General features: G+C 64.6%; 10 protein-coding genes. 6 read left to right on the top strand and 4 right to left on the bottom strand.

Annotated features, from left to right (window positions below; all coding sequences use genetic code 11):
• Positions 1-13 precede the first annotated feature (13 nt).
• On the top strand, positions 14-2,977 hold the full coding sequence (locus BBIA_RS00750; protein WP_160268205.1) for an ABC transporter permease: 2,964 nt from the start codon (positions 14-16) through the stop codon (positions 2,975-2,977).
• Between the two features lie 68 nt (positions 2,978-3,045).
• Positions 3,046-3,621, top strand: a complete 576-nt coding sequence (locus tag BBIA_RS00745; protein ID WP_033492411.1) for a TetR/AcrR family transcriptional regulator — start codon at positions 3,046-3,048, stop codon at positions 3,619-3,621.
• Between the two features lie 159 nt (positions 3,622-3,780).
• Here BBIA_RS00745 and BBIA_RS00740 read toward each other — a convergent pair whose 3' ends face one another.
• Together BBIA_RS00740 and BBIA_RS00735 are read right to left on the bottom strand one after the other, a co-directional pair.
• Complete coding sequence (locus BBIA_RS00740; protein ID WP_238548386.1) at positions 3,781-4,758, bottom strand: DUF3737 family protein; 978 nt, start codon at positions 4,756-4,758, stop codon at positions 3,781-3,783.
• Between the two features lie 364 nt (positions 4,759-5,122).
• Complete coding sequence (locus BBIA_RS00735) at positions 5,123-6,130, bottom strand: aldo/keto reductase (RefSeq protein WP_033492413.1); 1,008 nt, start codon at positions 6,128-6,130, stop codon at positions 5,123-5,125.
• A 391-nt stretch (positions 6,131-6,521) separates the two neighbouring features.
• Here BBIA_RS00735 and BBIA_RS00730 point away from each other — a divergent pair, with 391 nt between their 5' ends.
• Positions 6,522-7,652 (top strand): AEC family transporter, encoded by a 1,131-nt coding sequence (locus BBIA_RS00730; protein ID WP_033492559.1) that lies wholly within the window; start codon positions 6,522-6,524, stop codon positions 7,650-7,652.
• A gap of 144 nt (positions 7,653-7,796) precedes the next feature.
• Here BBIA_RS00730 and BBIA_RS14035 read toward each other — a convergent pair whose 3' ends face one another.
• Positions 7,797-7,952: a hypothetical protein gene (locus BBIA_RS14035; RefSeq protein WP_156103653.1), complete on the bottom strand. Its 156-nt coding sequence runs from the start codon at positions 7,950-7,952 to the stop codon at positions 7,797-7,799.
• A 525-nt stretch (positions 7,953-8,477) separates the two neighbouring features.
• Here BBIA_RS14035 and BBIA_RS00725 point away from each other — a divergent pair.
• The 3 genes from BBIA_RS00725 (at position 8,478) to eda (ending at position 11,444) form a co-directional block, all read left to right on the top strand.
• A complete protein-coding gene (locus BBIA_RS00725; RefSeq protein WP_033492415.1) occupies positions 8,478-9,488 on the top strand; it encodes a hydroxyacid dehydrogenase in 1,011 nt (336 codons plus the stop codon).
• Between the two features lie 233 nt (positions 9,489-9,721).
• Positions 9,722-10,723, top strand: coding sequence for a sugar kinase (locus tag BBIA_RS00720; protein WP_051923600.1), 1,002 nt, complete (start codon positions 9,722-9,724; stop codon positions 10,721-10,723).
• 55 nt (positions 10,724-10,778) lie between these two features.
• Positions 10,779-11,444 (top strand): bifunctional 4-hydroxy-2-oxoglutarate aldolase/2-dehydro-3-deoxy-phosphogluconate aldolase, encoded by a 666-nt coding sequence (eda, locus tag BBIA_RS00715; RefSeq protein ID WP_033492417.1) that lies wholly within the window; start codon positions 10,779-10,781, stop codon positions 11,442-11,444.
• A 509-nt stretch (positions 11,445-11,953) separates the two neighbouring features.
• Here the strand turns inward: eda and BBIA_RS00710 are convergent.
• On the bottom strand, positions 11,954-13,015 hold the full coding sequence (locus tag BBIA_RS00710; protein ID WP_033492562.1) for a substrate-binding domain-containing protein: 1,062 nt from the start codon (positions 13,013-13,015) through the stop codon (positions 11,954-11,956).
• Between the last annotated feature and the right edge of the window lie 61 nt (positions 13,016-13,076).

Raw genomic sequence — 13,076 nt, 5'->3', positions numbered from 1 at the left:
GGAGGGGACTGCGATGGAACGAACCAGACAGCACCGCGCGACGAGAGCGCGTCGGCGCACCGCGATGTGGAAGGACGCGTGGCGTGCGATCCGTGGCAACGGCAAACGTTTCGCCGCGATGCTCGTGATCGTCGCGGTCGGCGTGATGATGCTCGGCGGGCTCAACTCGGTCGGCCGCGACATCCGCGCCGGACTCGACACGTTTTTCGATGACACGAATATGCACGACATCGCGATCGTCTCCACGCTCGGCCTCGATGACGACGACATCGCCGCTTTGCGCAAGGTGAGCGGCGTCAAGGACGCGGCCGGCGAACGCGTCGCATCCGTCACCACGACGGTCGACGGCAAGCAGGCGTCCGCCACCGTCACCGAACTCAACGACCGCGGCATCGACAGCCCGTATGTGACCGACGGTCGGTTGCCGAACGCGGCACGCGAAATCGCCGTCACGCAACAGTATTTGGACGACGCCGGCAAGTCGATCGGCGACACGCTTGAGTTCAGGCCGGACGACTCGGTCATGACAAATGTTGCGTCCGTTGCTGCGACGACTGCTGACAGTGCCGGCGCGGATTCGCCGGACGGCGCATCCGATTCGTCTGACGAAACCGCAAACGGAAAAGGCGACGACACGACCGACGCCGACGACTCGACCGGCACGTTCGCGGACGGCAAGTACGCGATCGTCGGCACGATCATCGACCCGAACGACATTGTGAACCCGACTGGTCCGCTCGCGCTCGTCTCCGGTGGCAAAACCGTGTATCCGATGGTCGTCTCGTCTGACTCGCTCGCCGGCGGCGGCAATGATGATGGCGACGGAACCGCAACCGATCCGCCGTACACGTCCGCCGTGATCGCCGTTGCCGGCGCGGCCGCGATGAACACGTACGACGACAATTATCTGAACACGGTCGCCGACGCACGCGCCGCGATCGAGGCCATACAACAGACCCGCGAGCAGGCGCGCACCGACGCCGTGCATCAGGCCGCGCTCGACAAGGCCATGAGCCAACTCAACGCGCAAAAGGCCAAGATCGACGCGCTGCCGGACGGACTGCCGGCCAAAACGGCCGCCGAGCAGAAGATCGCCGCCGCCGAACAAGCCATCCAGGACAAGATCGCCGCCTTGCCGAGCGCCAAGTGGATCATCCGCGACCGCAGCTCGGTCACCAGCTACGAGGACGTGAAGACCCAAAGCGACATGGTCACGCGCCTCGGCACGCTGTTCCCCGTGCTGTTCCTCGTCATCGCACTGCTCGTGAGCCTGACCGCCGTCACACGCATGGTGGAGGAGGACCGCCAGCTCATCGGCACGTACAAGGCGCTCGGATACGCGCGCGGCGAGACGATGCTCAAGTACCTCGTCTACGCCGGCGCAGCCTGCCTGTTCGGCGGGCTGCTCGGTGACGTGCTTGGCCTGATCGGCCTGCCGTTCGTGTTCACGCGTCGCCTGATTTCGCGCATCTACGTGCTGCCCGGCTATCCGCTGATCGTTGACTGGCGGATTGCGGTCGGCGGCGTGCTGCTGTTTGTGGTCGCGATCACCGGTGCGGCCGCGGCGGCAACCGTCGGATCATTGAGACTCACGCCCGCCGAACTCATGCGCCCGAAAGCCCCGAAAGCCGGTCGTGTGATCTTCCTGCAGCGCGTCGGTTTCATTTGGAATCATCTGAGCTTCCTCGGCAAGGTGACCGCGCGCAACCTGTTCCGCTACAAGTCGCGCGCGCTCATGGTCATCGTCGGCGTGCTCGGCTGCACCGCGCTCATGACCGCCGGCTTCGGCATGGGATCGTCCGCGATGATGCTCATGCCGCGTCAGCATCGCGAGATCGCGACGTACGACGTCATGGCCGTCACGTCCGCCGCCGATCACGCCGACGCGCAGCGCTCGCTGGACGACGACGCGCGCGTCAGATCGACGCTGCCGCTGCAGGTCGGCAGCGTGACACTGAGTGCGGCGCATGACGATGCGAACACCGGCGCCGATTCGTCCGACGCGTCGACGAATGCGACATCGACGCACGATCGGGCCGACGACGAACAGATCACCGCGCAGCTGCTCGTCGTGCCCGACGGCAAATCGCTCGACGGTTACCTCGACCTGCATGCCGCGGCCGGCACGACGATCGCGCTGTCGGACGCGTCCGACGACGGTTCGTCCCGCTCCGGAAACGACGGGTCAAACGACGAGTCGGGCAACGGCTCAAGCCGCGACAAAAATGGCGACGATCCGTCCGCCGACGTGATCGTCACGACCAATGCGGCGAACAAGCTCACGCTTGCCGACGGCGACACGGTCGACCTGACCGACGCGATGGCCAACAGCGCGACCGTCACGGTCCTCGCGGTCGCGCAGTACTACACCGGCAACGTCGTCGTTATGACACAATCCGCGTACGAGCGCACGTTCGACACGGACTTCGCCGCGAACGCCGACCTGATCAACGTGAAGGCCGACGACGCGGATGCGAAGATCGCGTTCGCCGACGATCTTGCCGAAAACGACGCGTACCTGTCCGTGACGAGCACCGCCAAGCAGGAACGCGACTTCGCGAAGAGCTTCCTCACCTTCTTCGTGATGATCGGGTTCATTGTCGTCATGGCGGCGGTGCTCGCGATCGTGGTGCTCTACACGCTCGCCTCCACGAACATTTCCGAACGCGAGCGCGAACTGGCCACCATCAAGGTGTTGGGCTTCCGCAAGCGCGAGGTGCACGGTTACGTGAACAAGGAAATGCTGCTGCTGGCCTGCTTCGGCATCGCGCTCGGCCTGCCGTGCGGGCGCGGTTTGCTGGGCTTTCTGCTCGGCAAGCTCGATCTGCCGGGCATGACCATTGTGCCGAACGTGGCGTGGTTCTGCTATGCGGCCGCCGCCCTGCTCGCACTCGCGTTCACGGTGCTGGTCGAGGCGGCGACGAACCGGTCGCTTGATCGCATCGACATGGTCGGCGCGCTCAAGAGCCCCGAGTGACGCGAGGATGGTGCTCGTCGCGGCGTTCGATGTACGTTCGTACGTCGCGACGGGTATGGTCGTGAACCATGAACGAAACGCAATCGCAGGCCGCCGCCCGCCGTGCTGACCCGGACCGCAAAAGCCGCATCGTCGACGCATGCCTCGACGTGATCGCCGAACGCGGCGTCGCCGGCACGTCGCACCGCGTGGTCGCCGCCAAGGCCGGCGTGCCGCTCGGCTCGATGACCTACCATTTCCGCGGCATGGCCGACCTGCTGCATCAGGCGTTCGACCGGTACGCGCAGCATTGCATCGACCTGTTCGCCGAACGCATGGCCGCCGTGCCCGCCGGCGACAGGGCGGCCGCGTGCGAGGCGATCGCCCGCCACGTCGAAGGCGATCTGCTCGGCACGCAACGCGACCTGGACATCAATCTCGAGTTCTACACGCTCGCCGCGCGCGACACCGCCTACCGCGACATCGCCGAACGGTGGATGGCCGCAAGCCGCGCGCAGCTCGAGCGTTTCTTCGACAAGCCGACGGCCGCGCTGCTCGACGCGATGATCGAAGGACTCACGCTGCACCGCGCGCTCGGCACGCACGCCGAAGCGCACGACCCGCAGGTCATCCGAGAGGGGATCCGCCGCGTGGCCGGACTGTGACGCGGCGCGGCGGGGTGACTGGAATCAGCCGCTGCGGTGTGCGAACGGTGAGCCGGGTGACGGCTGACAATGGCGACTTGCATGGTCGTAGGTCGGTTGACAGACATGCCGATCGGACCGGCTGCGGTTATGCGGTGACTGGTCGGCTGTCTTGTCGCGTCAGCGCGTGATGATCGTCGTCTTCGCCGGATCGATGCGGTCCGCGTCAAGCGTGAGTTCGCCGATGTGGTCGGCGCGGATCACGCCGGACGTCGGGTTGATCACGCTGTCGATCGTGCCGGTCGCGTCCACGTCCACTGTCGAATACTCGAACGCGAGCGTCGTGTTGACGAACCGGCAGTTCTTCATGACAAGGTTGTCGATATAGCACAGTCCCTGCAGGCTTTCGATCGTGCAGTCGACGAGCGTGACGTTGCGCGAGTTCCAGCCGAGATACTCGCCGGAGATGTACGAGTGCTCGATCGTCACGTTTTCGCAGTTCCAGAACGCGTCCTTGGAAATCAGACGCGAATCGCGCACGGTGACGTTGCGCGCGCCGTCGAACGGATAGTTGCCGACCAGACGCAGGTTGGTCGCCGTCACGTCCTCGCAGTTCATCGCCAGATAGTCGCCGCGCGCGACGACGTTCTCCAGCGTGACGCCGGTGCAGTTCCACAGCGTCTCCTCCGCGTGCGTCAGATCAACGTTGCGCAGCGTCACGTCCGAGGCTCGGCGGAAGTTCTTCGGTCCTTCGACCGTGCAGTCCTCCACGAGCAGGTGATGCGTGTACCACACGCCCGCGCGCGCCATCTCGAACCACGTCGAATCGCGCACGGTCACGTTGTTCGCGTACCACAGCGGATACTTCCACTGGAACGAGCTCGAGACGACCTCCACGTCGTGCGCGTGCTTGAGCGGCGACTCGCCCTCCGCGAACAGGCAGTCCACATAGCGACGGTCGTGCGCGAAGAACTCCGCGCGCTCGCCGACCAGCCGCCGCTGGCGCACCTCCGCCATGCCGTCGGCGTCATGGCCGGTCGGCTGGGTCAGACTGCCGGATTCGGCCTCAGTGCGGGGCAGGCCGGGCGTATCGGTCGTGGCGGTCGTGCCGTTCATGCCGGACGGTTCGGCGTGCGTTTCCTCTGCAAAAGCGTTCACTGTGATCTGATCTCCTCGTGGAATCTCTCTGCGACCATACGGGGCCGACCGTTTTTCGGGCCGGCCGCGCTGCCGTGGTTGCCGTACGGGAACGACGATAGGAACTTCGAGCACTTGAAGTCAAAACGATAGGCCGCCGTTCCGCTCTCGGCGCACGGTTCGGGACTGGACCATGCGCACGGCGGTGACGTGGCCACACAACGGCGGTCATCGTCAACTCGCTGCTGGCGGGACGACGATTGCGGCATCGCCACGTCATGTCGTCCGACATGCGCGGTCCGCGCGGCGACACGACGACGAGACGGCGGCACATGCGAATCATGCCGTGCCGCCGTCTCGTCATTGCCATCGTTGCGTATCGGTCTCAGCCGAGCGCGATCTTGTCGATCGCGGCCAGCTCGTCGTCGCTGAATGTCGTGTTCTTGAGCGCGCCGATGTTGTCGAGGATCTGCTGCGGCTTGGACGCGCCGGCGAGCACGCTGGTCACCGTGTCGTCGCGCAGCAGCCATGCGAGCGACATCTCGGCGAGCGTCTGGCCGCGCTGGTACGCGATGTCGTTGAGCGCGACGATCTTGTTGTGCACGCGTTCGACGCTGTCCTCGTGTAGGAAGCGAGGATCGTGCGCCACGCGCGAGTCGGCCGGGATGCCGTTGAGATAGCGGTCGGTGAGCAGGCCCTGCTCGAGCGGGCAGAACGTGATCAAGCCCTTGCCGAGCTTCTTGGCCGTGTCCTTGAGGCCGTTGCGCTCGACCGTACGGTCGAGGATGTTGTACTTGTTCTGGTTGATGACGAACGGCACGTGCAGCTCGTCGAGGATCGCGGACGCCTTGGCGAGACGCTCGCCGTCGTAGTTGGACAGGCCGACGTACAGCGCCTTGCCGCTGGCGACGATCTGCGCGAGCGCGCCCATGGTCTCCTCGAGCGGGGTCTCGTTGTCGGGGCGGTGATGGTAGAAGATATCCACGTAGTCGAGGCCGAGCCGTTCGAGGCTCTGGTCGAGGCTGGAGATCAGGTACTTGCGGCTGCCGCCGTCGCCGTACGGTCCGGCCCACATCTCGTAGCCGGCCTTGGTGGAGACGATCAGCTCGTCGCGGTGCTTGGCGAAGTACTGGTGGATGAGGCGGCCGGCGCTCTTCTCGGCAGCGCCCGGCTCCGGGCCGTAGTTGTTGGCCAGGTCGAAGTGCGTGATGCCGTGGTCGAACGCGGTGAAGACGAGCGACTTCATCTGCTCGTACGGCGTGATGTCGCCGAAGTTGTGCCAGAAGCCGAGCGAGATCGCTGGCAGCTTGAGGCCGCTCGTGCCGCAGTGGTTGTAGCGCATCTCGTTGTAGCGCGTGGTGGCCGGCGCGTAGTCGTTGGTGGGTTCGAACATGGGTGCTCCTTTGTCTGTTGGTCGCGTATGCGTTGCCGTCCGTCAGCCCGGATCGTTCGCGGGCGTCGGGGCGGGCTTCCGTGCGGGTTCCGCACTCCGCCGATATCGGTGGCCGATGTGCTGGCCCACGCGGATGTTTTCGTTATCATCCGTTGTCGATTCCATCATCGTTCCTCAAGCGCACTTGAGCGCAAGCCGGCGTGTCGCGTCCGCGTGTCGCGGCGGGCATATCATGGTCGGTTGGATTGGCGTGAGCTGCGCATGATGCGTGTCGATGGGCGGTGCGTGTCGCCGCATGCTGGTGCGTGCGATGCGTGTGTACGCGGGTATGTGCGGAACGGATATACCGCAGGGCCTGCGATGGTTCGCGGCGGACGGAAAGGAGCGGATGTTGGGACAGTTCGGAGTGATGGTGGGCCAGCTGGTCGGATTCCTGATCATGCTGCTGGTCGGCTACGGATGCGTGCGGCTGCGGTTCTACGGCAAAACCGCGCTCGACGGCATGTGCGCGCTGCTGCTCAACGTGCTCATCCCTGTGCTCGTGTTCGCCAACGCCGTCGACGGCGCCACCCGCGCGCAGCTCGCCGCCAACTGGGGCGTGATGCTCCTGACTGCCGTCATGTACGTGCTGCTGGTCGTCGTCTTCCGTCTGCTCGCATGGGCGTTGCGGCTCACCGGCTCGCGTTCGCGCGTCTTCCAGGCCTCGCTCGTGTTCGGCAACGCCGGATTCATCGGCATTCCGCTCATCATGGCGCTCTTCCCCAAGGAGGGCGCGATCTACGTGGCGCTCATGTCGATCGTCGACCAAACACTGCTGTGGACGTACGGCGTCTGGCTGTGCGAGCCGGTCAACGTTGCCGCAGCGGTCGCCGGGGCTGGTGCGGCCGGTTCTGTTGACGCGTCCGGCTCGTACGGCGAATCGACGGCAGTGCCATCCACTACTTCCGATCAGTCCGGCACATCGCCGCGACGCTCACCGTCCGCAGACGGTCGTCGCGCGGCCGGCTCACCCGCGACGCGCACGTTCGGAGAACATGCGCTCGGCCTGCTGCGCCGGTTCGTCAACCCCGCGTTCATCGGCGTGATGATCGCGCTCGCGCTCATTCTCGCCGGCGTGCGCGTGCCCGGCATCATCCTCAAGCCGCTGCATACGATCGGCAACATGGCCACGCCGATGTCGCTCATCTATCTCGGCGGCCTGTTCGCGCTCACCCGCTGGTGGACCGTGCTGCGACGCTACGAACTGTACGTCGGCCTGTTCGCGAAGATGATCGCGTTCCCGCTGGCCCTGTACGCGCTGCTGAACGCCGCGTCCGGTGCGCTTGCTGGTGTCGCGCCGCTGCCGTTCACGCACGACATGATCCTGACGATCAGCGTGATCGCCGGTCTGCCGACCATGACCACGATCGCCATGTTCACCGCGCGGCGCAACAACATGCCCGAATACGCGGTCGGATTCGTGCTGGTCAGCACCCTGTTCTCGCTCGTCTCGCTGGCCGTCGTCTCCGCGATCATCTTCTGATCGAGGCATTCGCTCGAGTCCGTGCCCCATAGGGAGTGAAACCGACTGTGTGGTCATGGGCGTTTTCCCATCCATAATTCGGTCACAGGATGGCAAAATACGGGTTTTCTCCATCGCGTGCCCATGCGTTTCGGGTCGTGCTGTTCATGCGATGGCATAATCGTGCTGTTTTCCATCGCGTGACCCTGTTTTTGCTGGTTTGCCGGTCACGTGATGGCATGGCTGCAGGCGTTTCCATTGCGTGACCACGCGTGCCGAATCTGACTGGTCATGCGATGGCGTAATCGTGTTGTTTTCCATCGCGTGACCCTGTTTTCGCCTATTCACAGGGCACGAGATGGCAAAACGATCTTCTTTGCCATCGCGTGAGCGTGCGCCCGGTCACGCGATGGCACGACCAATCGATTTTCCATCGCGTGACCTCCGCGCGCGGGCACGTGACGGAAAATCGCCACACGAATACCATCGTGTGACCGTTCATATGCGAGGAATGCGATTCTGCTATTGATGTGTCCATAACGCGATGGAAAAATCGAGTGATTTGCCATCGCGTGACCACCAATGCGGGCTGCGGTGCGGAGAGGGGCATCATTCTCTGCGCATGCGCCAAAATACGAAGAAACGGGCAAGCTGGTGTAGTAAACGCTGATTGCTTGCGGTAAGGGTTTGCTGTATTTGCGGGATTAGTTGCAATGGCCGAGCATGTCTGCGCGGGGTAAGTTGGGGAAGATTCCTATTTTTGCAAGAGTTCTCGTGTGTCGCATGCTGGCGTGGTAATATACTGAAACCAGCGGTAAGCGTTTTCCAAAGGAAGGAACGAATATCATGGCCGAATCAAAGCCGAAGGTCATTCTCACCATGCAGCCCCCGGAGCTCGTGAACAAGCTCATGAACGACGAGCAGTGGGCCCGCCTCGAAGCCGTCGCCGACGTCGACCGCGAGGTCATCCCCGACTTCCACGCCGAGGGCGTGGCCGAGCGCATCAAGGACGCCGACTACGTGTTCTCCGGCTGGGGCCCCAACGGCCGCATCGATGCCGAAGTGCTCGCCGCGATGCCCAACCTCAAGGGCGTGGCCGCCGCGGCCGGCAACGTGTGGCCGCTGTTCACCCCCGACGCGCTCGAAGAGGCCAAGAAGCGCGGCATCCTGCGCGCCAACTCCGGCTACGTCAACGGCATCCCGGTCGCCGAATTCTGCATGGCTATGATCCTCATGGCCGACAAGGACTTCTTCCGTGCCGAGCGCATCTACCGCGATCGCCGCGAATACATCAACCGCGAGGTCGAATTCCCGACCGCCGGCAACTACCACAAGACCGTGGGCCTCGTCACCGCGTCCTCGCGCATCGGCCGCCACCTCATGGGCCTGCTCAAGAGCTACCGTCTGCGCGTGCTCGCCGAATCCCGTTCGATGGACGAGGCTGAAACCGCCTCCTACGGTGCGATCAAGGCCGATCTGGAAACCGTGTTCCGCGAGTCCGACATCGTTTCGCTGCATACGCCGAACCTGCCCGCCACGCACGGCATGATCGACGCGAAGTACTTCAAGATGATGAAGGACGGCGCGTGGTTCCTCAACTCGGCCCGAGGCGGCGTGGTGAACGCCGACGACATGATTGCTGAGCTCAAGACCGGCCGCATCAACGCGATCCTCGACGTGACAGACCCGGACGAGCCGCTCAGCCCGGACTCGCCGCTGTGGGACATGCCGAACGTGATCCTCACCCCGCACATCGCCGGCTCCGAAGGCGGCGAGCTGCAGGCCATGGGTGAGAACGTCGTCAACGAGCTCACCCACATGATCAAGGGCGAGCCGCTCGACTACGGCGAGCGCTGAGTCCGCTCGTCCGCCAAATAATCGCGTGGCGGTTCCCCGCGAGAAGGGGGAGGGGAGTCGCCACGTCGTTATCTTCATTCATATCGACTTCGTATCGACATGCCGCCGTATCGCGGTCGGACGGGCGGCGGCGCGGTTTGCGTCGTGCACCGACGTTAAGCGGTTTCCGCAATCCGATGCAACAAACGGCAAAAAACTGTCCGCCCGCGTGCAAATGGGATAGGTTCACGAGTATGACCAATGACGATTTCAAGGTTCCCGGCATTCGCCCGGGCAAGGTGCTGCTTTCCGGCGAGGCGATGGGCCTGTTCACCGCCGGCACGGAGGGTCCGTGCAGCCGCGTGGGCGTGTTCCAGGCGTCCGTGGCCGGCGCCGAACTGAACGTGGCGATCGGTCTCAAGCGTCTCGGCGTCGAGCCGCTTTACCTGACCAAGTTGGGCGACGACGTGCTCGGCGAGCGCATCAAGTACTTCATGGACGACAACCAGCTTGACGAATCGCTGGTCTCGTACGACACCGACCATCACACCGGCTTCATGTTCAAGTCGAAGGAATCGCACGGCGATCCGAAAACCTACTATTTCCGCAAGGATTCCGCCGCGTCCACGATCAGCGCCGACGACATCAAATCGCTCGAATCGAGCGGCAAGCTCGCCGACGTGACCGTGCTGCACCTAACCGGCATCCTGCCGCCGTTGTCCGAGGCCACGCTGGAAGCCAGCCACGAGCTCGTCAAGCTGGCCCGCCGCCACGGCATGTTCGTCAGCTTCGATCCGAACCTGCGCCCGGCGCTGTGGAAGAGCGCCGACGTGATGCGCGACACGCTGCGCCGCCTGGCCGCCCAGTCCGACCTCGTGCTGCCCGGCATCGGCGAGGGCCGCGAACTGTTCGGCGTGGAGAAAGTCGAGGACATCGCCAAGGCGTTCCTCGACAACGGCGCGAAGGCCGTGGTCGTCAAGGACGGCCCGCGCGGTGCGTATGCGGCCGACTGCAACGGCAATGCGGCGCGCGTGCCTGGATTCGTCGTCGACCACGTGGTCGATACGGTCGGCGCTGGCGACGGATTTGCCGCCGGCGTGCTCTCCGCGTTGCTGGAGGGCAAGAACGTGGCTGAAGCGTGCGAACGCGGCTGCGCGCTCGGCGCGATCCAGACGCAGTTCGTGTCCGACAACGAAGGCCTGCCGACGCCGGCCGAACTGGCCGAGTTCACCGCGTCGCACAAGCGCGCCGAGTGACCCGCGAGATCGCTGCGGAAAACCGATTGAAGACTTTCAGAAAGGAACCATGATTATGAGCGACAAGAACGATCAGGAGCTTCACTACCTCGAGCAGCTGGGCGTCGTCCCGCTGGTCACCCTGCACTCCGTCGAGGAGGCCGTGCCGCTGGCACAGGCCCTCGAGCGCGGCGGCGTGCCGGTTGCCGAGGTCACCTTCCGTTCCCCGTACGCGATCGAAGGCATGAAGCGCATCCGCGACGAGGTTCCGGGTGTCACGCTCGTGGCCGGCACCGTGCACACGGTCGAGCAGGCCAAGGCGTCGATCGAGGCCGGCTGCAAGGGCCTGGTCACCCCGGCGTTCACCGAGGCGATCGTCGACTACGCGCTCGAGAACGACATCCTCATCCTGCCCGGCACCGCCGTCCCGTCCGACGTGGACAAGGCGTATCAGAAGGGCCTGCGCTACGTGAAGTTCTTCCCGGCCGAGGCCTACGGCGGCGTGAAGACCCTCAAGGCGCTCAACGGACCGTTCGCCGAGATGAAGTTCCTGCCGACCGGCGGCGTGAGCCTGAAGAACGCGGCCGACTACATCGCGCTCAAGAACGTGTTCGCCATCGGCGGCTCGTTCCCGGTGCCGTCCGCCGCGCAGAAGGCGCACGACTGGGATGCCGTCGCGCAGGCCTGCAAGGACGCGCGCGCCATCGTCGAGCCGATCATCGCCGCCAAGGCCAACGCCTGATTCCACAGGCGGATCCCGGTGGCCGACTGTCAATGACCGGCCACTGATACGGCTGATCCTGCGGATTGCCCGGCACTAATGCGCGGGTGATTGGCTCATCGGCCCAAACAATACTTACCCCTGAACTCCTTCCTCCTGCATGAGGGGGCTGCCCGTTCGCCAATAGCGGGCAGCCCCCTCATTTTTTTTTTTATGATGCATGACCGGTTTTATGACGCATGACCGGCAAGTGCGTGCTGCAAGTGCGTGCGACATGGCTGCAGGCGCGTGTTATGCCGCGCGTCGAATCAGCACCGGGTGATGCCTGGTCACGCGATGGCATAATCCCCGTTATTTCCATTGCGTGACTGGCTGCGAGGTCACGCAATGGCAGTTATCGCATCAGGAGCCATCCCGTGACCGTGAAAAGCGCGAAAAGCATGGAGAAATCGTGAAATCAAGATGCCGCGCGAAAAACGCGATGGCAAATCCGGTCATTTTGCCATCGCGTGACCGTCGGAGTCGGCATCCTATCGGCGGGGGAGGGATTCACGCAGGACGATGTCGGGCGCACTCTGCACGAAGATGAGGCGGTTGTTGTCGTCGGACGAGGAATCGCCCTCGGCAGGGGACAGCACGCGGTCGACGGCGGCCTGGCCCATTTCGGTCAGCGGCAGGTGCACAGTGGTCAGCGACGGGTGCACGTCGGCCGAATAGGGGATGTCGCCGAAGCCGGTGACGCCCATGTCCGCGCCTGGTTCGATGCCGTTGGCGCGCAGCGCGCTCATCGCGCCGATTGCCATCACGTCGTTGAGCGCGACCACGCAGTCCACGCCGGTGCCGTCATAGGCTGCGTTCGCGCCGCCTGCCGCTGTGAGTCGGCCGAGCCGTGCCAGCTGCATGATCGCCGCGTAGCCTTCGGTGCGGCTGAACCGGCCGTTCGCCACGGCCTTCGGGTCGACCGTGATGCCGGCCTTGTCAAACACGGCCATCACGCCGGCGAGGCGCTCCTTGGACGAGCGGTAGTTGTCGTCGCCCTTCAAAATGGCGGGGCGTCGGTAGCCCGAGTCGACGATGAGCTTGGCGATGGCGCGCGCGCCGACTTCGTTCGCCACATCGACCGCGGGGAACGGCAGGTTGCGGTTGAGAATGAACACGGCCCGTCCTCCGGCCGCCTCGTAGCGCTTGAGTTCGGCTTCGAGCTGGGCGCGTTCGGGCGAGTCGATGCGTTCGCTCTCGGAGATGATGATGCCGCGCGGCCGGGTTGCTGTCGCCTTGCGCACGGCCTCGAGCTCGGATTTGGCGTCCGGCGCGACGCCGATGGTCACGGACACGCCCTGCTCGCCGGCGGCCTTGACAACGCCTTGCGAGACGGCCGCGAAGTACGGATCGGAGATGTCGGAGACGAGCAGCACGATGTTCGGCGCGGTGCCCTTGGCGACGGCCTGCGCGTAGGCGTTTGGCCGATAGTTGAGCTTGGTGGCGGCCTCCATGACTTTCACGTACGATTCGTTGCGCACCTTGCGCGCGCTGCCGTTGAGCACGCGGGACGCGGTCGCGATGGACACGCCGGCCTGATTGGCGACGTCCATCAGCGTCGCGGGGGAGGGATTCTTGTCGTTCTCAGCCATCGTAGTTGCCGTCCTTCTTCGC

Source organism: Bifidobacterium biavatii DSM 23969, assembly GCF_000741165.1.
Classification (GTDB): domain Bacteria; phylum Actinomycetota; class Actinomycetes; order Actinomycetales; family Bifidobacteriaceae; genus Bifidobacterium; species Bifidobacterium biavatii.
This window is presented reverse-complemented; position numbering and strand designations above follow the sequence as displayed.